The 20,742-nt window shown below is 73.5% G+C and carries 17 protein-coding genes and 1 tRNA gene; 17 read left to right on the top strand and 1 reads right to left on the bottom strand.

All coding sequences use genetic code 11. The features are described from left to right. Nucleotides 1-135: 135 nt before the first annotated feature. The 15 genes from rpoZ to pyk all read left to right on the top strand — a co-directional run bounded on the left by rpoZ (nt 136) and on the right by pyk (nt 18,311). The gene (gene rpoZ, locus NLU66_RS12585) at nt 136-498 is read left to right on the top strand and encodes a DNA-directed RNA polymerase subunit omega (protein WP_137770885.1); all 363 of its coding nucleotides are present in this window, start codon (nt 136-138) and stop codon (nt 496-498) included. A 1-nt stretch (nt 499) separates the two neighbouring features. Then, nucleotides 500-1,789, top strand: coding sequence for a bifunctional phosphopantothenoylcysteine decarboxylase/phosphopantothenate--cysteine ligase CoaBC (gene coaBC / locus NLU66_RS12580; RefSeq protein WP_259360009.1), 1,290 nt, complete (start codon nt 500-502; stop codon nt 1,787-1,789). Continuing rightward, nucleotides 1,786-2,994, top strand: coding sequence for a methionine adenosyltransferase (gene metK / locus NLU66_RS12575; protein WP_259360008.1), 1,209 nt, complete (start codon nt 1,786-1,788; stop codon nt 2,992-2,994). Before coaBC ends, metK begins: the two co-directional genes overlap by 4 nt. Next, nucleotides 2,991-3,407, top strand: coding sequence for a phosphoribosyl-AMP cyclohydrolase (gene hisI, locus NLU66_RS12570; RefSeq protein ID WP_259360007.1), 417 nt, complete (start codon nt 2,991-2,993; stop codon nt 3,405-3,407). Before metK ends, hisI begins: the two co-directional genes overlap by 4 nt. After that, nucleotides 3,404-4,969 carry an anthranilate synthase component I gene (locus tag NLU66_RS12565; protein WP_259360006.1) on the top strand — a complete coding sequence of 522 codons (1,566 nt, stop codon included), beginning with the start codon at nt 3,404-3,406 and terminating at the stop codon, nt 4,967-4,969. Before hisI ends, NLU66_RS12565 begins: the two co-directional genes overlap by 4 nt. After that, nucleotides 4,966-5,826, top strand: coding sequence for a Trp biosynthesis-associated membrane protein (locus tag NLU66_RS12560; protein ID WP_259360005.1), 861 nt, complete (start codon nt 4,966-4,968; stop codon nt 5,824-5,826). Before NLU66_RS12565 ends, NLU66_RS12560 begins: the two co-directional genes overlap by 4 nt. 34 nt (nt 5,827-5,860) lie before the next feature. After that, nucleotides 5,861-6,106, top strand: a complete 246-nt coding sequence (locus tag NLU66_RS12555; RefSeq protein ID WP_259360004.1) for an HGxxPAAW family protein — start codon at nt 5,861-5,863, stop codon at nt 6,104-6,106. Then, nucleotides 6,103-6,570: a DUF2752 domain-containing protein gene (locus NLU66_RS12550; RefSeq protein WP_259360003.1), complete on the top strand. Its 468-nt coding sequence runs from the start codon at nt 6,103-6,105 to the stop codon at nt 6,568-6,570. Before NLU66_RS12555 ends, NLU66_RS12550 begins: the two co-directional genes overlap by 4 nt. Nucleotides 6,571-6,614: 44 nt before the next feature. After that, nucleotides 6,615-7,448 (top strand): indole-3-glycerol phosphate synthase TrpC, encoded by an 834-nt coding sequence (gene trpC / locus NLU66_RS12545; protein WP_259360002.1) that lies wholly within the window; start codon nt 6,615-6,617, stop codon nt 7,446-7,448. Beyond that, nucleotides 7,445-8,815, top strand: coding sequence for a tryptophan synthase subunit beta (gene trpB, locus NLU66_RS12540; protein ID WP_259360001.1), 1,371 nt, complete (start codon nt 7,445-7,447; stop codon nt 8,813-8,815). Before trpC ends, trpB begins: the two co-directional genes overlap by 4 nt. Further along, complete coding sequence (gene trpA / locus NLU66_RS12535) at nt 8,812-9,663, top strand: tryptophan synthase subunit alpha (protein WP_259360000.1); 852 nt, start codon at nt 8,812-8,814, stop codon at nt 9,661-9,663. Before trpB ends, trpA begins: the two co-directional genes overlap by 4 nt. Next, a complete protein-coding gene (gene lgt / locus NLU66_RS12530) occupies nt 9,660-10,589 on the top strand; it encodes a prolipoprotein diacylglyceryl transferase (RefSeq protein ID WP_259359999.1) in 930 nt (309 codons plus the stop codon). The genes trpA and lgt overlap by 4 nt, the downstream gene beginning before the upstream one ends. Before the next feature lie 101 nt (nt 10,590-10,690). Then, nucleotides 10,691-15,271 carry a glutamate synthase large subunit gene (gltB, locus tag NLU66_RS12525; RefSeq protein ID WP_259359998.1) on the top strand — a complete coding sequence of 1,527 codons (4,581 nt, stop codon included), beginning with the start codon at nt 10,691-10,693 and terminating at the stop codon, nt 15,269-15,271. Next, nucleotides 15,264-16,742 (top strand): glutamate synthase subunit beta, encoded by a 1,479-nt coding sequence (locus NLU66_RS12520; protein ID WP_259359997.1) that lies wholly within the window; start codon nt 15,264-15,266, stop codon nt 16,740-16,742. Before gltB ends, NLU66_RS12520 begins: the two co-directional genes overlap by 8 nt. A 99-nt stretch (nt 16,743-16,841) precedes the next feature. Further along, the gene (pyk, locus tag NLU66_RS12515) at nt 16,842-18,311 is read left to right on the top strand and encodes a pyruvate kinase (protein WP_259359996.1); all 1,470 of its coding nucleotides are present in this window, start codon (nt 16,842-16,844) and stop codon (nt 18,309-18,311) included. A gap of 88 nt (nt 18,312-18,399) precedes the next feature. Here pyk and NLU66_RS12510 read toward each other — a convergent pair. Further along, a tRNA-Leu gene (locus NLU66_RS12510) sits at nt 18,400-18,482 on the bottom strand. A 150-nt stretch (nt 18,483-18,632) separates the two neighbouring features. Between NLU66_RS12510 and NLU66_RS12505 the strand changes: the two genes are divergently transcribed. Next, nucleotides 18,633-19,283: an ANTAR domain-containing response regulator gene (locus NLU66_RS12505; RefSeq protein ID WP_259359995.1), complete on the top strand. Its 651-nt coding sequence runs from the start codon at nt 18,633-18,635 to the stop codon at nt 19,281-19,283. Between the two features lie 93 nt (nt 19,284-19,376). Then, entirely contained in the window at nt 19,377-20,738 is a 1,362-nt protein-coding gene (locus tag NLU66_RS12500; RefSeq protein WP_259359994.1) for an ABC transporter substrate-binding protein, read from the top strand. Nucleotides 20,739-20,742 lie beyond the last annotated feature (4 nt).

Here is a 20,742-nt window from a genome sequence, read left to right as displayed (position 1 = left end):
CACGGAGCGCCGGGCCGGGCCCGGGGCGGGGGAGTGCGCAGTCTCACCCGCCCCCGTCCCAGACCGCCTCGCGCTCGGACTGCTCCAGGGCGTATCCTGGACCGTCGCACGCACACTTTCGATGAAGGGACTTCCGTGGCCGGAACCGTCGCCCAGCCCGAGGGCATCACGAACCCGCCGATCGACCGTCTCCTGGAGACCGTCGACTCGAAGTACGCCCTGGTGCTCTACGCGTCCCAGCGCGCCCGCCAGATCAACGCCTACTACTCGCAGCTCTCCGAGGGCCTGCTCGAGTTCGTCGGCCCGCTGGTGGACGTCGAGAACCAGGAGAAGCCCCTCTCGATCGCGCTGCGCGAGATCGACGAGGGCCTGCTGACCGTCCGCGAGGTGGACGAGGAGGAGCTCGCCGCGGCCGCCGCCCCGGATCCCGACGCCCCCGCCCCGCTCGTCCTCGGCGACGACGCCCCCGAGGCGCCGTCCACGGACTTCACGCTCTGAGATGACTCCTCCGGGACGCGCCGCCGATCTGAGCGGCGCACGGGTCCTGGTCGGCATCGGCGGCGGCATCGCCGCGTACAAGGCCGCGCACCTGGTGCGCGGCCTTGTCGGCGCCGGGGCCGAGGTGCGGGTGGTCCCGACCGCCGCGTCCCTCGAGTTCGTGGGCCGTGCCACCTGGGAGGCGCTGAGCCACCATCCGGTGCTCACGAGCGTCTTCGAGCAGGTCGACGAGGTCGCGCACGTGCGTCACGGCCAGGAGGCCGATCTGACGATCGTCGCCCCTGCCACCGCCGATCTGCTCGCGCGGATGAGGGCCGGCCGGGCGGACGACATGCTCACCGCCTCGCTGCTCGTGACCCGCGGACCGGTCGTCGTCGCCCCGGCGATGCACACCGAGATGTGGGAGCACCCCGCCACCCGCGAGAACGTCGCCGTGCTGCGCGAGCGCGGGACGCTCGTGCTCGAGCCCGCCGTGGGCCGCCTGACGGGCCCGGACTCCGGCGCGGGACGCCTGCCCGAGCCCGAGGCGATCCTCGCCGCCGCCCGCGCCGTGCTCGCCGCACCGCGCACCGACGACGGCGCCGTGCGCCGCGACCTCGCCGGGCGCACCGTGCTCGTCACCGCCGGCGGCACGCGCGAGGAGCTCGACCCCGTGCGCTATCTCGGCAACCACTCCTCGGGCAAGCAGGGCTGGGCGCTCGCCCATGCCGCCCTCGCCCGCGGCGCGCGCGTGCAGCTGCTCGCGGCCAACGTCGACCTTCAGACCCCTCCCGGCGCCGAGCGCGTGGACGTGGGCAGCGCCGCCGAGCTCGCCGAGGCGGTCGAGAGCCGTCTCGACGGGGTGGACGCCCTCGTCATGGCCGCCGCCGTCGCGGACTTCACCGCGGCCTCGCGATCCGGGGACAAGATCAAGAAGGACGAGTCGCAGCCGGACTCCGTGCCCGTGCTCGCGCTCGCCCGCACCCGCGACATCCTGCGTCACAGCGTCGAGGTGCGCTCCGTCGCCTCCCACCCGGCGCGGCCGGCGATCGTCGGCTTCGCCGCGGAGACCGGGGGAGAGGGCGGCACCGCTCTCGAGCTCGGGGCGCAGAAGGCTCGGCGCAAGGGCGCGGACCTGCTCGTCCTCAACGACGTCTCCACGGGCGTCTTCGGGGCCGAGGACAACGCGGTGCGGATCCTCGACGCCCAGGGGGAGATCCGCGGCGAGGCGTGCGGGAGCAAGGTCACGGTCGCCCACGCCGTGCTCGACGCGCTCGTCCCGCGCCTGCCTGACCTACCCTGGGACGCATGACGTCCAGCGACCTGCGCACCTTCACGTCCGAATCGGTCACCGAAGGGCACCCCGACAAGATCTGCGACCAGATCTCCGACGCCATCCTCGACGACATGCTCGCGCAGGACCCCGGCGCCCGCGTCGCCGTCGAGACGATGGTGACCACCGGACTCGTGCACGTCGCGGGCGAGGTGCGCACCACCGGCTACAGCGACGTCGCCCGCATCGTGCGGGACGTCATCCGGGAGATCGGCTACGACTCCTCCGCGAAGGGCTTCGACGCCGATTCGTGCGGCATCGAGGTCTCGATCGGCGCGCAGAGCCCCGACATCGCCGCGGGAGTCGACGAGTCCTGGGAGCACCGCGACGGCGGCTCCACGGAGGCCTTCGCGAACCTCGGCGCCGGGGACCAGGGCCTCATGTTCGGCTACGCCTGCAACGACACCCCCGAGCTCATGCCGCTGCCCGTGCACGCCGCGCACAAGCTCTCCGAGAACCTCTCCGAGGCCCGCCGCAGCGGCGTGCTGCCCTTCCTCCGCCCGGACGGCAAGACCCAGGTCTCGATCGGCTACGACGCCGACGGCGTGGCCCGCAGCGTCGAGGCCGTCGTCGTCTCCTCCCAGCACGACGACGACGTCGACGTGCGCGAGCAGCTCGACCCGGGTCTGCGCCGCGTGGTCATCGCCCCCGTGCTCGAGGAGCTCTCGGGGATCGGCCTGGACGTCGAGGACGTCACCTTCCACGTGAACCCCTCGGGCCGCTTCGTCATCGGCGGCCCCAAGGGGGACGCGGGCCTCACGGGCCGCAAGATCATCGTCGACACCTACGGCGGCATGGCGCGCCACGGCGGCGGCGCCTTCTCCGGCAAGGACCCGAGCAAGGTCGACCGCTCCGCCGCCTACGCGATGCGCTGGGTCGCGAAGAACGTCGTCGCCGCCGGCCTCGCGGACCGCTGCGAGGTGCAGGTCGCCTACGCGATCGGCGTCGCCGCCCCCGTCGGCCTGTACGTCGAGACGTTCGGGACCGGCAAGGTCGCCGACCACCTCATCGCCCGCGCCGTCGAGAAGGTGTTCGACCTGCGCCCCGCCGCGATCATCGACGCCCTGGACCTGCTGCGCCCGATCTACGCGCGCACCGCCGTGCACGGTCACTTCGGCCGGGAGCTGCCGGAGTTCACCTGGGAGCGCACCGACAGGGTCGCCGAGCTGGAGCGCGCGCTGTGAGCGCCGCGGACGTCGCGTCCTCCACCGCCTCCTCCCCGGCGGCCGCCGGGCTCGACCCCGCGCTCGCCGCCCGGCTCAAGCGCGATCCGCAGGGGCTCGTGACCGCCGTCGTCCAGGACGCGCGCAGCAAGCGCGTGCTCATGGTCGGCTGGATGGACGACGAGGCCCTGCACCGCACGCTCACCACGGGCCGCGCGACCTACTGGTCCCGCTCCCGGCAGGAGCTGTGGGTCAAGGGGGAGACCAGCGGGCACGTGCAGTACGTGCGCTCGGCGTCCCTGGACTGCGACGGCGACACGCTGCTGCTCGAGGTGGACCAGATCGGCCCGGCCTGCCACCGCGACACCGACACCTGCTTCGACGGCGGGGAGCTGGAGGCCGTGGTCCTGGCCCCGGAGGAGCGCACCGCATGAGCACCGAGTCCTACCCCGAGCTCGTGGGCGGGATCGAGGGGGACGCCCTCGGCGTCGTCCAGCCCGACCGCGAGACCTTCCGCGCCCTCGCCGCCCGCCAGCGGATCGTCCCGGTGACCCTGCGGCTGCTCGCCGACGAGGACACCCCGATCTCCCTCTACCGCCGGATCACCCGCGGCACCGACGCGCGGGGCACGTTCCTGCTGGAGTCCGCCGGTGAGGGCGGGGACTCCCGCTGGTCGATCATCGGCGCCCGCGCCCGCGCCGTGCTCACGGAGTCCGAGGGTCGCGCCCGCTGGATCGGTGACGTGCCCGCGGGCCTCGCCGAGGGCGGCACGCCCGTCGAGGCGCTGCAGGAGATCACCTCCGCCTTCCGCGCCGCGCGGCTGCCGCACCTGCCCCCGTTCACGGGCGGCATGGTCGGCTTCCTCGCCTACGACGCGGTGCGCTACTGGGAGCGCCTGCCCGACTCCCCGCCGGACGAGATCGGCCTGCCCGACCTCTCGATGCTGCTCGCCGAGGACGTGCTCGTCCACGACGCCCACGACGCGACCGTGCTGCTCGTCGCGAACGCCCTGAACATCGACGGCTCCCCGGACAACGTCGATGCCGCGTACGACGCCGCCGTGGCGCGCCTCGACGCCCTGCGCGGGAAGCTCCGCGGTCCGGGCGGCGACGGCGCGGTCGCCTACACGGGCGTGCGCGAGGTCGAGCCGAAGTCCCGCACCGCCCAGCTCGAGTACGAGGCCGCGGTGCAGGCGGCGGTGCGCGACATCGTCGACGGCGAGATCTTCCAGGTCGTGCCCTCGCAGCGGTTCTCGCTGCCCACGGCGACGGACCCGCTGGACGTGTACCGGGTGCTGCGGCGCATGAACCCGAGCCCCTACATGTACCTGCTGCGCACGACCGACGCCGACGGCGCCCCGATCGACGTGGTCGGCGCGAGCCCCGAGTCGCTCGTGACCGTGCGCGGCCGCACCGCGACCACCCACCCGATCGCCGGCTCCCGCCCCCGCGGCGCGAGCCCGGAGGAGGACCAGGCCCTCGCTGAGGAGCTGCTCGCCGATCCCAAGGAGCGCTCCGAGCACCTCATGCTCGTGGACCTCTCCCGCAACGACCTGCAGCGCTTCTGCGAGCCGGGCACGGTGGTGGTGCGCGACTTCATGCACATCGAGCGGTTCTCGCACATCCAGCACATCGTCTCCACGGTCACGGGTCGCCTCCGCGAGGACGCCCGCGCCTACGACGCGCTGCGCTCGACCTTCCCCGCGGGGACGCTCTCCGGCGCCCCGAAGCCCTCCGCGATGGCGATCATCGACCGGCTCGAGCCGGTGCGCCGCGGCGTCTACGGCGGCACGGTCGGCTACATCGACTTCGCGGGGGACATGGACATGGCGATCGCGATCCGCACCGCCGTGCTCAAGGACGGCACCGCCCACGTGCAGGCCGGCGGGGGAGTGGTGGCGGACTCGGTCCCCACCATGGAGCACCGCGAGACCCAGTCCAAGGCGGCCGCCGCCCTGCGCGCCGTCGCCTCCGCCGAGACCCTGCGGCCCGCATGAGCGCCGACGACACCACCCCGGCGCCGCTGTCCGAGCGCACCGACAGCGCTGACAGCGCTGTCGGGGCACGCACGACCGGCGCCCCGGACGGACCGGCGGGCCGCCGGCGTGGCCCGGGCCGTCGGGGCGCGGTCCTGGGCGGGCTCGTGATCGCGGGCCTCGTCGCCGGCAGCACCCGCACCAGCTGGGCGACCGCGACCGCCCCGGACATCACCGGAGCCGTGCAGACCTATCCCGTGACCGGTGCGGACGCCGCTCCCGCCGTGCTCGCCCTGTCGCTCGTGGCCCTCGCGGCCGCGGCCGCGACCTCGCTCTCCTCGCGCTGGGTCCGCTGGGTGACCGGTCCCGTGCTGGCCCTCTCGGGCATCGGCACCGTCGTGGCCGCCGCCGGCATGCTCGGCGACCCCACGGCGGCCTCCGCCGGTGCGGTCGCCGACGCGACGGGCATCTCCGGCGTCGAGCTGCACGCGACCGCGAGCGCCTGGCCCGTCGCCGCGATCGTCGGCGGTGCGCTGCTCGCCCTGCTGGGCGTCCTCGTGCTCGTCGTGGGCGGCCGCTGGCCCCGCGGGAGCAGCCGCTACTCGCGGGCGACGCTCGCCCCGCGCCGCGCCGTGGACCCGGAGCAGGACCCGGCCGCCGCCTGGGACGCCCTCACGCGGGGCGAGGACCCCACGGAGCCCACGGAGGATGACGCCGACCCCGATCCCGACGAGGGGCCCGCGCCGGACCAGGAGCACGCCGACGCAGCGGACGAGCAGGTCCCCGCGGCGTCCGATGACCCGCGTCACAGCGCCGCGTCAGGACCCGCCGCACGCCCTGCGGACCGCGAGGATCCGCCCGCTGGCGTGGCACAATGACCCCGTACCCCACGCCTTCGATCGGAGCTGGACGATGACCAAGACCTACACGGTGCCGCCGCCCCCGCCGCACAACGAGGGCAAGACCCCCGCCGCCTGGACGCTCAGCCTCGGTGTCGTGATCGGCATCACGCTCGCGGCGCTCGGCATGGTCATCGGGATGCCGGCGCTGCTCGTCGTCGGCATCGTCGTCGCGGCGCTCTCCGTCGTCGCCGGCGTCGTCATGTCCGTCGTCGGCCTCGGGAAGAAGCGTCCCGCCCGCTCGGCCGCCACCTCGTGAGCTCCGCGGTGCGGGCCGGGGACGGCCTCCCCGCGCCGGAGGCCCCGCGTCCCCGCGGCCCGCACCGCGCCCTGCTCCCGCTCGGCATCGCCCTCGGCGGCGCCGGTCTCGCCTTGCTCGTGCAGCAGGTGTTCGACCCCTTCCGCACGGACGTCCCGCTGTGCGCGGTGTACCACCTCACCGGGCTCTACTGCCCGGGCTGCGGCGCCACCCGCGCCGTGCACGCGCTGCTCGACGGCGATCCGCTGCTCGCCCTGCGCAACAACGTCCTCATCGTGGTCGCCCTGCCCGTCGTCGCCGCGGGACTCGTACTCTGGACCGCACGGCGAGTGCAGGGACGCACCCTCGGCCCGCCGCCGCAGGTCGTGGTCGTCCTCCTCGCCGTGCTGGCCCTCGTGTTCGCGGTGCTCCGCAACATCCCGGCCTTCTGGTTCATCGCCCCGACGTCCCTGATCGGCGCCTGATCCGGCCCCGCCGTGATCGGCCCGACCCCTGCAGGAGTGCACCCGTGACCCTCACCGGAACCGTCCTCGACGAGATCATCGTCGGCGTCCGCGAGGACCTCGCCGCCCGCCGCGCCGAGGTCCCCCTCGCCGCGGTCGAGGAGCGCGCCGCGGCGACCGCCCCGGCACGGGACACCCGCGCCTCCCTCGAAGGCGACGGCACGACCATGGGTCTGATCGCGGAGGTCAAGCGCCGCAGCCCCTCCAAGGGCGCGCTCTCCGAGATCCCCGAGCCCGCCGTCCTCGCGGCCGCCTACGCGGGCGCCGGGGCGAGCGCGATCAGCGTGCTCACGGAGGAGCGCCGCTTCGGCGGCACCCTCGCGGACCTCGACGCCGTCCGCGCCCGGGTCGACGTGCCCGTGCTGCGCAAGGACTTCGTCGTGGACCCCTACCAGGTCACCGAGGCGCGGGCCCACGGAGCGGATCTCGTGCTGCTCATCGTGGCCGCGCTCGACGACGCGCTCCTGCGGGACCTGCACGACCAGATCACGGGCCTCGGCATGCAGGCCCTCGTGGAGACCCACACCGAGGAGGAGGTCGAGCGCGCCCTCGCCCTCGGCGCCGACATCGTCGGCGTCAACGCCCGCAACCTGCGCACCCTCGACGTGGACCTCGACCGCGCGGCCGCGCTGCTGCGGCGGATCCCCGCCGGGCCGCTGGCGATCGGCGAGTCCGCCGTCGCGGGCGTCACGGACGTCGAGGCCTACGCGGCCGCCGGCGCCGACGCCGTGCTCGTGGGCGAGGCCCTCGTGACCACCGACGACCCGGCCCGCGAGGCCGCCGCCTTCCGCGCGGTCGCCCGCCGCGGCCGGCCCCAGCAGGACGGAGAGAGCCAATGACCGACACCGCTCCCCAGGGCGGCCCCGTGCTGCCCGAGCTCACCCGCCCCACGACCCCGCTGCGCGGCGTGACCGGTCCCTACTTCGGCGACTTCGGCGGGCGCTTCCTGCCCGAGGCGCTCGTGCCCGCCCTCGACGAGCTCACCGAGGTCTACGAGAAGGCCCTCGTGGACCCGGAGTTCCTCGCCGAGTACCGCCGGCTGTGCGCCGAGTACACCGGCCGCCCCTCCCTGCTCAGCGAGGCGCCGCGGTTCTCGAGCCTCGCCGGCGGCGCGCGGATCCTGCTCAAGCGCGAGGACCTCAACCACACCGGCAGCCACAAGATCAACAACGTGCTGGGCCAGGCGCTGCTCACGCGGCGCATGGGCAAGACCCGCGTCATCGCGGAGACCGGTGCCGGCCAGCACGGCGTCGCGACCGCGACCGCCGCGGCCCTGTTCGGCCTCGAGTGCACGATCTACATGGGCGAGGAGGACACCGAGCGGCAGGCGCTGAACGTCGCCCGGATGCGCCTGCTCGGGGCGGACGTCGTCGCCGTGTCCCAGGGGTCCCGCACGCTCAAGGACGCCATCAACGAGGCCTTCCGCGACTGGGTCGCGAACGTGGAGACCACCCACTACCTGCTGGGCACCGTCGCCGGCCCCCACCCCTTCCCGACGATGGTCCGCGACTTCCACCGGATCATCGGCGAGGAGGCCCGCTCCCAGGTCCTCGAGCGCACCGGCGCCCTGCCCGACGCGGTCGTCGCGTGCGTGGGCGGCGGCTCCAACGCCATGGGCATCTTCCACGCCTTCCTCGACGACACCGACCCGCTCGTGCGGCTCGTCGGCTGCGAGGCCGGCGGCGACGGGATCGCGACCGGACGCCACAGCGCGACCCTCACGGGCGGGACGCCCGGCGTGCTGCACGGGGCGCGCAGCTTCGTCATGCAGGACGAGGACGGCCAGACCATCCCCTCGCACTCGGTCTCCGCGGGTCTCGACTACCCGAGCGTCGGCCCCGAGCACGCCTGGCTCGCGGCGACCGGCCGCGCCGAGTACCGCGCGATCGACGACGGCCCCGCGATGGACGCCTTCGCCCTGCTGTCCATGACCGAGGGCATCATGCCGGCCGTCGAGTCCGCCCACGCCCTCGCGGGCGCGCTCGAGCTGGGCCGCGAGCTGGGGGAGGGGTCCACGATCCTCGTGAGCCTCTCCGGCCGCGGCGACAAGGACGTCGACACGGCCTCGCGCTGGTTCGGCCTCGTCGACGACCAGGACCGCCCCGCCGAGCAGGGCACCTTCCCGGGCGTCCCCGGCGACCTCGAGCACCTGCGCGAGCTCGCCCGCGGCACCCTCGACACCCCTGCCCAGGAGGCCACGCGATGACCGCGCCCCGCTCCGTCGCCGCGAGCGGCACCGACCGGCTGCGCGCCGGCCATGCGATCGACGCCGCCCGCGCCGAGGGCCGCCCCGCCCTGATCGGCTACCTGCCCGTCGGCTTCCCGTCCGTGCAGGGCTCGATCGACGCCGCCCGCACGCTCATCGACCACGGCGCGGACATGATCGAGCTGGGCCTGCCCTACTCCGACCCCGTCATGGACGGCGCCGTCATCCAGCAGGCCGCGAGCGCGGCCCTCGCCGCCGGGACCCGCACCCGCCACGTGCTCGAGGCCGTCGAGGCGCTCTCCGGCCGCGGCGCCGCGATCCTCGTCATGTCCTACTGGAACCCGATCCTGGCCTACGGCCCGGACGCCTTCGCCCGCGACCTCGCCGGCGCCGGCGGCGCGGGGGTCATCACCCCGGACCTCATCCCCGACGAGGGCGCCGACTGGATCGCCGCGAGCGAGGAGCACGGGGTGGACCGCGTCTTCCTCGTCGCCCCGAGCTCCCCGGCCGACCGCCTCGCGTACGTCGCCGGGCACAGCCGCGGCTTCGTCTACGCCGCCTCCACGATGGGCGTCACCGGCACCCGTGCGAGCGTCTCCGCCGCGACCGAGGGCCTCGTCGAGCGCACCCGCGCCGCGGGCGCCCGCAACGTGTGCGTGGGCCTCGGCGTCTCCGACGGCGACCAGGCCGCGCAGGTGGGGTCCTACGCCGACGGCGTGATCGTCGGCTCCGCCTTCGTGCGCGCGCTGATCGAGAGCCCCGAGGGCGACCTCGCGCCGCTCGCCGCGGTCGCGGACGACCTCCGCGCCGGCGTGGACCGGGCGCGCGCCACCGGGGCACGGCCATGATCCCCAGCTCCCCGATCTCCGCGATCCACCTCGGACCGCTGACGATCCACTTCTACGCGATCTGCATCCTGCTGGGGATGGGCGTCGCGCTGTGGTGGGCCACGAAGCGCTGGGTGGCCCGCGGCGGGGACGGCGACGACCTCTTCGACATCGCCTTCGCGGGGATCATCGCCGGCATCGTCGGCGCCCGGGTCTGGCACGTCCTCACGTCCCCGGAGCCGTTCTTCGGGCCCGGCGGGAACCCCGTCGCGGTGCTCTACATCTGGCAGGGCGGCCTCGCGATCTACGGCGGCGTGGCCGGCGGCGCGATCGCCGTGTACGTCATGTCGCGGATCAAGAGGGTCTCCTTCGCCGCGCTCGCGGACACGATCGCCCCCACGCTCATGGTCGCCCAGGCGATCGGCCGCTTCGGCAACTGGTTCAACCAGGAGCTGTACGGCCCGGCGACGGACCTCCCCTGGGCCTGGCAGGTCACCTGCGTCACCAACGGCGAGACCATCGCCGGCTGCACCCCGGGCGACTACCACCCGACGTTCCTCTACGAGCAGCTCTGGAACCTCCTCGGCGTGATCGTCCTGCTCGCGATCTCCCGCCGCTTCCAGCTCGCCGGCGGCCGCGTGTTCTGGGCCTACGTCGGCATCTACTCCGCCGGGCGCGCCTGGATCGACGCGATCCGCACCGAGCCCGTGCTCATGGTGGGACCGCTGCGCATCCACACCGTGGTCGCCCTCGTCATGGTCGTGGTCGCAGTGGGTATGTTCTGCGTCCTGACGGTCCGCCGGCGTCGCCGCGGCGGCGAGACCGTCGCCGCCGACGGCGCCTTCGAGCTCTCCCCCCAGAACCCGGGGAACGGGCCCGACGAGACCGCTGTCGCTACCTCCGGCACCCCGCCCTCCGACCAGGACGAGCCCCGCACCGGATCGTAGGACCGGGCCCCCGCGCGACCGCGCGGCAGGCGCCAGGCCACGTCCGGAACCCGTCCCTCCCGACGCGCCCTGGCCGTCGGCCGAACCCTGAAGGGTCCCGCATGATTCCCCTCGACTCCCGCTTCTCCAGCCTCCCTCCCGCGCAGGGCCTCTACCGGCCCGAGAGCGAGGTCGACTCCTGCGGTGTGGCCATGGTCGCCACCCTCCGCGGCACCCCCGGGCACGACATCGTCGAGGCCGGGCTCACCGCCCTGCTCAACCTCGACCACCGCGGCGCCGTGGGCGCCGAGGAGAACACGGGCGACGGCGCGGGCATCCTGCTGCAGATGCCCGACGCCTTCCTCCGCGAGGTCTCCGGCCTCGAGCTCCCCGAGCGCGGCGCCTACGCGGCCGGCATCGGCTTCCTGCCCCGCGAGGACGCCGCCCGCGGCGAGGCCCTCGCGGCCCTCGACACGATCGCCCGGGAGGAGGGCCTGAGCGTCCTCGGCCGGCGCGAGGTCCCGATCGTCGAGTGCCTCGTGGGCCCCTCGGCGGCCGCCGTCCAGCCCCGCTTCGAGCAGGTCTTCCTCGTCGACACGGCGGGGGAGCGCACCGGCCTCGCCCTCGAGCGCGCCGCCTTCGCGGTGCGCCGCCGGTTCGAGCACACGACCGGCGCGTACTTCCCCTCGCTCTCCACCCGGGTGATGGTCTACAAGGGCATGCTCACCCCGCAGCAGCTCGCGGACTTCTACCCCGACCTCGCCGACCCGCGGATGACCACCGAGCTCGCGGTCGTCCACTCGCGCTTCTCGACGAACACCTTCCCCGCCTGGCCGCTCGCGCACCCCTTCCGCGTGCTCGCCCACAACGGCGAGATCAACACGGTCATCGGCAACCGCAACCGCGTGCGCGCGGCCGAGGGCGTCATGTCCACCGACGTGTTCGGGGAGGACTTCTCGCGGCTGCTGCCCGTGAACAGCGAGGGCGCCTCCGACTCCGCGAGCCTCGACGAGGTCCTCGAGCTGCTGCACCTCTCGGGCCGCTCCCTCCCGCACGCGCTCATGATGCTCGTGCCGGAGCCGTGGGAGAACGACCCCCACATGGACCCCGAGCTGCGCGCCTTCTACGAGTACCACGCGGCGCTCCAGGAGCCGTGGGACGGCCCCGCCTCGCTCGTCTTCACCGACGGCACCCAGGTGGGCGCCCGCCTGGACCGCAACGGACTGCGCCCCCTGCGCTACTGGATCACCGAGGACGACCTCGTCGTGCTCGGCTCCGAGACCGGCCTGCTCGACGTGCCCCGCGAGCGGATCGCCCGCACCGGCCGCGTCGCCCCGGGCGAGATCTTCCTCGTGGACCTCGAGCGCGGCGAGGTCGTCCCGAGCGACGAGGTCAAGCACGAGATCGCGACCGCGCAGCCCTACGGGCAGTGGGTCGCCGAGCAGAAGGTGCGCCTCGCGGACCTCCCGCGCCGCGAGCACATCGTCCACTCCCGCTCCTCGGTCGTGCGCCGCCAGCAGACCTTCGGCTACACGGAGGAGGAGCTGCGGGTGCTGCTCGCCCCCATGGCCGCCAAGGGCGCCGAGCCGCTCGGCGCGATGGGCACCGACACCCCGATCGCGGTGCTCTCGGACCGCCCGCGGCTCCTGTTCGACTACTTCACGCAGATGTTCGCGCAGGTGACGAACCCGCCGCTCGACTCGCTGCGCGAGGAGATCGTCACGAGCCTCGGCGTCACCATCGGCGCCTCCGGCAACCTGCTGGACGAGACGCCGGAGCATGCGCGCCAGCTCTCGCTCGACTTCCCGATCATCGACAACGACGAGCTCGCCACGATCTACGGCGTCCACACGCTCGAGGGCACCGCGGACTTCCGCGCGGCGCGCCTCAAGGGGCTGTACCACGTGGCCGGGGGAGCGCGGGCGCTCGAGGAGCGGCTCCACGAGATCTGCGAGGAGGCCGTCGCCGCGATCGACGCGGGCGCGACCTTCCTCGTGCTCACCGACCGTGACGCCAACGCGCTGCTCGCCCCGATCCCCTCGCTGCTCATGACCTCCGCCGTGCAGCACCACCTCGTGCGCACAGGCCGGCGCACCCGAGCCGCGCTCGTGGTCGAGGCGGGCGACGTGCGCGAGGTGCACCACGCGGCCCTGCTCATCGGCTACGGCGCGAGCGCCGTGAACCCGTACCTCGCGATGGAGAGCGTCGAGGACCTCGTGCGCCGCGGGGTGCTCGGCGACGTGACCCCGGAGAAGGCGGTCGCGAACCTCAACTACGCGCTCGGCAAGGGCGTCCTGAAGATCATGTCCAAGATGGGCATCGCGACCGTCGCCTCCTACCGCGGCGCGCAGATCTTCGAGGCCGTGGGCCTCGCCGAGGACTTCGCGGAGACCTGGTTCCCCGGCACCACGACCCGGATCGGCGGCATCGACCTCGAGGTCGTCGCGAAGGAGAACGCGGCGCGCCACGCGCTCGCGTACCCCGTCGAGGGCGACCAGCTCGCGCACCGCCGCCTCCCCGTGGGCGGCGAGTACCAGTGGCGCCGCGAGGGCGAGCCGCACCTGTTCACCCCGGAGACCGTCTTCCGCCTCCAGCACTCGACCCGCAGCCGCCGCTACGACGAGTTCCGGAAGTACACGGACGCCGTGGACGACCAGCACGAGCGGCTCATGACGATCCGCGGCCTGCTGCGCCTGCGCACCGGCCAGCTGAACCCCGTGCCGATCGAGGAGGTCGAGCCGGTCGAGTCGATCACCAAGCGCTTCATGACCGGCGCGATGAGCTACGGCTCGATCTCGCAGGAGGCGCACGAGACCCTCGCGATCGCGATGAACCGCCTCGGCGGCATGTCCAACAGCGGTGAGGGCGGCGAGGACCAGGAGCGCCTGCACGATCCCGAGCGCAGCAGCGCGATCAAGCAGATCGCCTCCGGCCGCTTCGGCGTGACGAGCGAGTACCTGAGCTTCGCGAAGGACATCCAGATCAAGATCGCGCAGGGCGCGAAGCCCGGCGAGGGTGGCCAGCTCCCGCCGGAGAAGGTCTACCCGTGGATCGCGCGTACCCGTCACTCGACCCCCGGGATCGGGCTCATCTCCCCGCCCCCGCACCACGACATCTACTCGATCGAGGACCTCGCCCAGCTGATCCACGACGCGAAGTCCGCGAACCCCGCGGCCCGCGTCCACGTCAAGCTCGTCTCCCGCTTCGGGGTGGGCACGGTCGCGACGGGCGTCTCGAAGGCGCATGCGGACGTCGTCCTCATCTCGGGGCACGACGGCGGCACCGGCGCGAGCCCGATGAACTCGCTCAAGCACGCGGGCACGCCCTGGGAGCTGGGCCTCGCCGAGACCCAGCAGACCCTGCTCCTGAACGGTCTGCGGGACCGCATCACCGTCCAGGTCGACGGTCAGATGAAGACCGGGCGCGATGTCGTCATCGCCGCCCTGCTGGGCGCCGAGGAGTACGGCTTCGCGACCGCCCCGCTCGTCGTCTCCGGCTGCGTCATGATGCGGGTGTGCCACCTCGACACGTGCCCCGTGGGTGTCGCGACCCAGAACCCCGAGCTGCGCGCCCGGTTCACCGGCCACGCCGATCACGTCGTGACCTTCTTCCAGTTCATCGCCGAGCAGGTGCGCGAGCATCTCGCGGCGCTGGGCCTGCGCTCCCTCGACGAGGCGGTGGGCCGCACCGACCTGCTGGGCCTCGCCGAGGACGACCGCTCCCGCAGCGAGCTCGCCCGCGCCAAGCACCGCGGGCTCGACCTCGAGGCGATCCTCGCGGCCCCCACGATCATGGAGGGCGACTTCCCGCGCCGCCGTCGCGGGCAGGACCACCACCTCGACCTCGCCGCGGACCACCCGTGGATCGAGCAGGCGCTCCCCGTCATCGAGGGGGAGCAGGAGTCCGTGCGCATCACCGACTCCATCCGCAACGTGCAGCGCACGACGGGCACCCTGCTGGGCCACGAGGTCACCCGCCGCACGGGCGGCACGGGCCTTGCGGAGGACGCGATCGTGCTCGACCTCGACGGCACCGGCGGCCAGAGCCTCGGCGCCTTCCTCCCGGCGGGCGTGACCCTCGAGCTCACGGGCGACACGAACGACTACGTGGGCAAGGGGCTCTCGGGCGGCATCGTCGCCGTGGGCCACGGCCGCGGGACGACCGGCTCGCTGACCTCCGCCGCGATCGCGGGCAACACCTGCGCCTACGGCGCCACGAGCGGGAAGCTGTTCCTCGCGGGCGCCGCGGGCGAGCGCTTCGGCGTGCGCAACTCCGGCGCGACGCTCGTGGTCGAGGGCATCGGCGACCACGGCGCCGAGTACATGACCGGCGGCGTCGTGCTCGTGCTCGGCCCCACGGGCCGCAACCTCGGCGCGGGCATGAGCGGCGGGACGCTCTTCGTGCTCGACCTCGACGAGAACGACCTGAACCCCGCGGACGCCGCGACCTTCGAGATCTCCCCGGTCCGCGAGGACCACCGGGAGTTCGTGGTCTCCGCGATCCGTGAGCACGCCCAGCGCACGGGCTCCGACCGCGCGGCCTCGCTGCTCGCGGACGAGGACGAGCTGTTCTCGCGCCTCACCGAGATCGCGCCGCGCGCGTTCCTCGAGATCACCGGCATCCGCGAGGACGCCCTCGCCGCCGGGATCGACCCCGATTCGAACGAAGTCTGGAACACCATCATGGAGGCCACCCATGGCTGATCCCCGCGGATTCCTGCGGTACCGCGAGCGTGAGCTCCCCGAGCGTCGCCCGGTCCCCGTGCGCCTCATGGACTGGCGCGAGGTCTACGAGGCCCGCGAGAAGGGCACCCTCGACGTCGTGTCCCGGCAGGCCGGACGCTGCATGAACTGCGGCATCCCCTTCTGCCACCAGGGCTGCCCGCTGGGCAACCTCATCCCCGAGTGGAACGACCTCGTGTACCGGGGCGACTGGCAGGAGGCCGCCGAGCGGCTCCACGCGACGAACAACTTCCCGGAGTTCACCGGTCGCGCCTGCCCCGCGCCCTGCGAGTCAAGCTGCGTGCTCGGCATCAACCAGCCCGCGGTGACGATCAAGAACGTCGAGGTGTCGATCATCGACCGCGCCTTCGACGAGGGCTGGGTCCAGCCCGTCGAGGCGAGCCGCCAGACGGGTCGCTCGGTCGCCGTGATCGGCTCCGGCCCCGCGGGGCTCGCGGCCGCGCAGCAGCTGACCCGGGCGGGCCACTCGGTCGTGGTGCTCGAGCGCGACGACCGCATCGGCGGCCTCCTGCGCTACGGCATCCCGGAGTTCAAGCTCGAGAAGCGCCACGTGGACCGCCGGCTGAAGCAGATGCGGGCCGAGGGCACGCGCTTCCGCACGGGAGTGGACGTGGGCGGCGAGGGCGAGGGCGCGATGAGCGTCGAGGACCTGCGCAGCCGCTTCGACGCGGTGCTCGTGGCGACGGGCTCCTCCGCGCCGCGCGACCTGCCCGTCCCCGGCCGCGAGGCCGCGGGCATCTTCCCGGCGATGGAGTACCTCACCCAGGCCAACCGGCTCGTGGAGGGGGACACGCTCGACGCGCCGATCTCCGCGGAGGGCAAGGACGTCGTCATCATCGGCGGCGGCGACACCGGCGCCGACTGCCTGGGCACCGCGCTGCGCCAGGGCGCGCGCTCGGTCACCACGCTGGCGATCGGCACGCAGCCGCCGGTCGAGCGCGACGAGAGCCATCCGTGGCCCACGCACCCCGTGCTCTTCGAGGTGACGACCGCGCACGAGGAGGGCGGCGACCGCTCCTTCCTCGCCTCCACGACCGGCTTCGAGGTCGGCGAGGACGGCGCCGTCACGGGCCTGCGCGTGGCGCGGACCCAGTACCGCGACGGCAAGCGGCTCCCGACCCCGGGCACCGACCAGGTGCTCCCGGCGACGCTCGTCCTCGTGGCCATGGGCTTCACCGGTCCGCAGCAGGAGGGGCTGGTCGAGCAGCTCGGTCTCGCGACCACCTCCCGCGGCAACATCGAGCACGACGACAGCTGGGAGACGAGCGTCCCCGGCGTCTTCACCGCGGGCGACTGCGCGCGCGGTCAGAGCCTCATCGTCTGGGCCATCGCGGAGGGTCGCAGCGCGGCCGCCGCGGTGGACCGCCACCTCATGGGCGCGAGCTCCCTCCCGGCGCCTGTCCACGCCGGGGAGACCGCGCTCACGGTGTGAAAGACTAGGCTCTGATCACGCGATGCTGCGTCCCCCGAGGCGGAGCGTCCCCACTCCGCCTTGGCCCGCGGCCCCTACAGGAACAACAGATGGGTTGACATGCGAAAAGCGAAGATCGTCTGCACACTCGGTCCGGCGACGAACACGTATGAGCAGATCCGTACCCTGATCGAGTCCGGGATGAACGTCGCCCGGATGAACCTCAGCCACGGCTCTCACGCGGACCACGAGCAGGTGTACGCGAACATCCGGCGCGCGGCCGAGGACCTCGGCCAGAACGTGGCGATCCTCGTCGATCTGCAGGGCCCCAAGATCCGTCTGGGGAAGTTCGAGGACGGCCCGCACTTCCTCGAGGTGGGTGACACCTTCACGATCACGGTCGACGACATCGTCGGCACCAAGGACCGCGTCTCGACCACCTTCAAGGGCCTCCCGGGCGACTGCCGCCCCGGCGACGTGCTCCTGATCGACGACGGCAAGGTCTCGGTGCGCGTCACCGACGTCTCCGACACCGACGTCACCACCGTCGTCGAGGTCCCCGGGCCCGTGTCCAACAACAAGGGCATCAACCTCCCCGGCGTCGCCGTGTCCGTCCCCGCCATGAGCGAGAAGGACATCGACGACCTCCGCTGGGGCCTGAACCTCGGTGCGGACCTCATCGCGCTGTCCTTCGTGCGCGATGCGCACGACATGGACGACGTGCTGCGGATCATGCAGGAGGAGGGGCGCCGCGTCCCGGTCATCGCGAAGATCGAGAAGCCGCAGGCCGTGCGCGCGCTGCGCTCGATCGTGGGCGCCTTCGACGGCATCATGGTCGCCCGCGGCGACCTCGGCGTCGAGCTCCCCTTCGAGCAGGTCCCGCTCGTGCAGAAGCGCGCGATCGAGCTGGCCCGCCGCAACGCGAAGCCGGTCATCGTCGCGACCCAGGTGCTCGAGTCGATGATCGAGAGCCCGCGCCCCACCCGCGCCGAGGCCTCCGACTGCGCCAACGCCATCCTCGACGGCGCGGACGCCGTCATGCTCTCCGGCGAGACCAGCGTCGGCAAGTACCCCTTCGAGGCGGTGCGGACCATGGCCCGCATCATCACGAACACCGAGGAGAACGGTGCGGACCGCATCCTCCCGCTCGGCACCATCCCGCACACCCGCGGCGGCGCCATCACCCGCGCGGCGGCGGAGATCGGCGACCAGCTCTCCGCGCAGTACCTGGTGACCTTCACGGAGTCCGGCGACACGGCCCGTCGTCTCGCGCGTCTGCGCCCGACGATCCCCCTCATCGCGCTGACCCCGTACCCCGAGGTCGCGCGTCAGCTCGAGCTGTCCTGGGGCACCGAGACGCACCTCGTCCCGATGCAGAAGGACACCGACGCGATGGTCTCCGTCGTGGACGAGCTGCTGCGCGAGCAGAAGGGCCTGCAGAAGAACGATCTCGTCATCGTCGCCGCCGGCTCGCCCCCCGGGGTCCACGGCTCGACGAACACGCTGCGCGTGCACCGCATCGGTGACCTCGACGGCACCGAGTCCGCCCGCATCGAGGCGGACCGCATCGCCTCCGGTCTGGACAACTGACACCGACGACGCCCCCGGAGGGCCCGCGAGGGCCCTCCGGGGGCGTCGTCGTCGGGTCCTCGGCGGGGGCAGGCGGCCCTCGCCGCGGTACCGGATGCGGGACTCGAACCCGCACGCCCTCACGGACAGCGCATTTTGAGTGCGCCGCGTCTACCATTCCGCCAATCCGGCTCGTCCACCCCGGAAACGGGGCTGGACTAGGATAGCGCCGATGACCATCCGTCCCGTGCACCGCCGAGCGCGGCCGCGCGCTGCCGACGTGCAGCGCGGAGCATCGCTCCCGCGGCAGGTGCGGGACCCTTTCCCGAGACACAGGGTGACATGAACGACGACACCACCACGCTTCCCGACGACGCCCCGGAGCAGACCGGCACCGAGGACGCGGCCGCCCGCCGCACGGCGGTGGTCGCGGAGGACGAGAGCCTCATCCGCATGGACATCGTCGAGACCCTGACCGAGGCGGGCTTCGAGGTGCTGGCCGCCGTGGGCGACGGCGAGAGCGCCGTGGAGAAGACCCGCGAGCTGCGCCCCGACGTCGTCGTCATGGACGTGAAGATGCCGCAGACCGACGGCGTCACCGCCGCGGCGAGGATCGGCGAGGAGAACCTCGCGCCGGTCGTCATGCTGACGGCCTTCTCCCAGACCGAGCTCGTCGAGCGGGCCCGTGACGCCGGCGCCATGGCCTACGTGGTCAAGCCCTTCACCCCGGCGGACCTGCTCCCGGCGGTGGAGATCGCGATCTCCCGCTACCAGCAGATCGTGCAGCTCGAGTCCGAGATCGCGGACCTCGGCGAGCGGTTCGAGACCCGCAAGCGCGTGGACCGCGCGAAGGGCCTGCTGCAGACCAACATGGGCCTCTCGGAGCCCGAGGCCTTCCGCTGGATCCAGAAGACGTCCATGGACCGTCGTCTCACGATGCGCGAGGTCGCCGACGCGGTCGTCGACCAGCTCGGCGGTCAGTCCAAGGAGTGATGCGAGGGCCGTCCCCGCCCTCAGGGCGGGACGGCCCTCCCGTCGCGCCGCGGGGGAGCGGCGCACCACGAGGAGCGGGGGAGCAGGGGGACCATGGCCATCTCACGTCGCCGCCTCATGCGCGGGCTCGGGATCGGGGCGCTCGGGGTCGGGGCGCTCTCCGCCTGCGACCAGCTGCCCTCCCGCGGGAGGGGCCGGCGGAAGGCGACGACCCCGCCGCCCACCGGCGTCGCCCTCGGCGAGCCGGAGACCCCGCTCGTGATCGCCTCGATCGGCGCCTCCCACGGCCGCACCGCGCAGTGGGAGCGTCCGATCTCCCTCGCGGTGCAGGAGGCGCTCACGGACGTCGACGCCCGCTGGGACGGGCTCTTCGGCCAGGAGGTCACCGGTCCGGAGCGCCACGTCCAGGAGGCGGCGGGCGAGGACCTCGCCGGGGTGGTCGCGGACTGGCAGGAGCAGGGCGTCACCGCCGTCGTCAGCTCGCTGGACGAGGACGCGCTCGTCGCCGCGATGCCCCTGTTCGCGGAGGCGGGGATGGTGGTCGTCGACGTCGCGACGGCGGGGATGAGCGTGCGGGAGGACGCGGTGCAGGACGCGGGCCTGCTGTTCCGCCTCGCACCGAGCACGCGGGCGATCGCCGCGCTCTACGCCGAGGAGGCGTGGTCCGGGTCGAGCGACCGCGGGGGCCGCCCCGGGACCGTCGCGATCGTCTCCGAGGACACCGCCCAGGGCCACAGCCTCCGCGACGAGATGAAGCTGATCCTGGACCCGATGTCCGGCTCGATCGTCCTGGAGTCCTTCCACGAGCCGGGCGAGCTCGGCGACGTGGGGAAGCTCGTGGAACAGATCATCGAGAAGAAGCCCGCCCTGCTCGTGGTCCACGGCGGCCCGGAGTCCGGGGCGCTGCTCTCCGCTCTCCAGGAGGCCACGACGGACGAGAACGGCCGCTCGGACCTCCAGCTGCCCGTGCGCCTCTCCCCGGGCGGCACCGTGGACCAGTCCGAGGCGGGGCTGGTCGCCGAGGCGATGACCCGCGCCACGGGCTACGAGCCCGGCGGCGATCTCACCGACGTTCACGTGAACATGATGCTCAACGCGGACTCGACCCTCCAGAGGAGCAGCTACGCCTACTCCCAGCAGGCCTACGACGCGGTCGTGATCCTCTGCCTCGCGGCCTACCAGGCGCTGTCCGTGGTGGGCACGGCGATCGCCGCGCAGGTGCCGGTGGTGCTCACGGGCGCCGAGGAGTGCGAGGACTACGGGACGTGCCGCTCGGCGCTGCGCGACGCGCTGATCGCGGGCGGCACGACGACCGTCTCCTACCAGGGACGGTCGGGCGCGATCGAGCTCGGGGCCGATCGCGACGCCCGCACGGGGCAGCTGCGCACGTACTCCTTCACCGGGACCGGGGCGCTCGAGGCGCCCTCCGCGACGGGCTTCGAGGTCCCCGCCTGAGCGC

The sequence above is a fragment of the Brachybacterium sp. NBEC-018 genome (assembly GCF_024860185.1).
Taxonomy (GTDB): Bacteria; Actinomycetota; Actinomycetes; order Actinomycetales; family Dermabacteraceae; genus Brachybacterium; species Brachybacterium rhamnosum.
Note: the sequence above shows the minus strand (reverse complement) of the source record. Positions and strands in the feature narration are given on the sequence as shown.

Excerpts from the sequence above, each read along its gene's own strand:
- coaBC (WP_259360009.1), top strand. The coding sequence starts at position 500 with ATGACTCCTCCGGGACGCGCCGCCGATCTGAGCGGCGCACGGGTCCTG.
- pyk (WP_259359996.1), top strand. The coding sequence starts at position 16,842 with ATGCGAAAAGCGAAGATCGTCTGCACACTCGGTCCGGCGACGAACACG.
- NLU66_RS12560 (WP_259360005.1), top strand. The coding sequence starts at position 4,966 with ATGAGCGCCGACGACACCACCCCGGCGCCGCTGTCCGAGCGCACCGAC.
- NLU66_RS12565 (WP_259360006.1), top strand. The coding sequence starts at position 3,404 with ATGAGCACCGAGTCCTACCCCGAGCTCGTGGGCGGGATCGAGGGGGAC.
- NLU66_RS12505 (WP_259359995.1), top strand. The coding sequence starts at position 18,633 with ATGAACGACGACACCACCACGCTTCCCGACGACGCCCCGGAGCAGACC.
- NLU66_RS12500 (WP_259359994.1), top strand. The coding sequence starts at position 19,377 with ATGGCCATCTCACGTCGCCGCCTCATGCGCGGGCTCGGGATCGGGGCG.
- gltB (WP_259359998.1), top strand. The coding sequence starts at position 10,691 with ATGATTCCCCTCGACTCCCGCTTCTCCAGCCTCCCTCCCGCGCAGGGC.
- metK (WP_259360008.1), top strand. The coding sequence starts at position 1,786 with ATGACGTCCAGCGACCTGCGCACCTTCACGTCCGAATCGGTCACCGAA.
- lgt (WP_259359999.1), top strand. The coding sequence starts at position 9,660 with ATGATCCCCAGCTCCCCGATCTCCGCGATCCACCTCGGACCGCTGACG.
- NLU66_RS12555 (WP_259360004.1), top strand. The coding sequence starts at position 5,861 with ATGACCAAGACCTACACGGTGCCGCCGCCCCCGCCGCACAACGAGGGC.
- NLU66_RS12520 (WP_259359997.1), top strand. The coding sequence starts at position 15,264 with ATGGCTGATCCCCGCGGATTCCTGCGGTACCGCGAGCGTGAGCTCCCC.
- trpA (WP_259360000.1), top strand. The coding sequence starts at position 8,812 with ATGACCGCGCCCCGCTCCGTCGCCGCGAGCGGCACCGACCGGCTGCGC.
- trpB (WP_259360001.1), top strand. The coding sequence starts at position 7,445 with ATGACCGACACCGCTCCCCAGGGCGGCCCCGTGCTGCCCGAGCTCACC.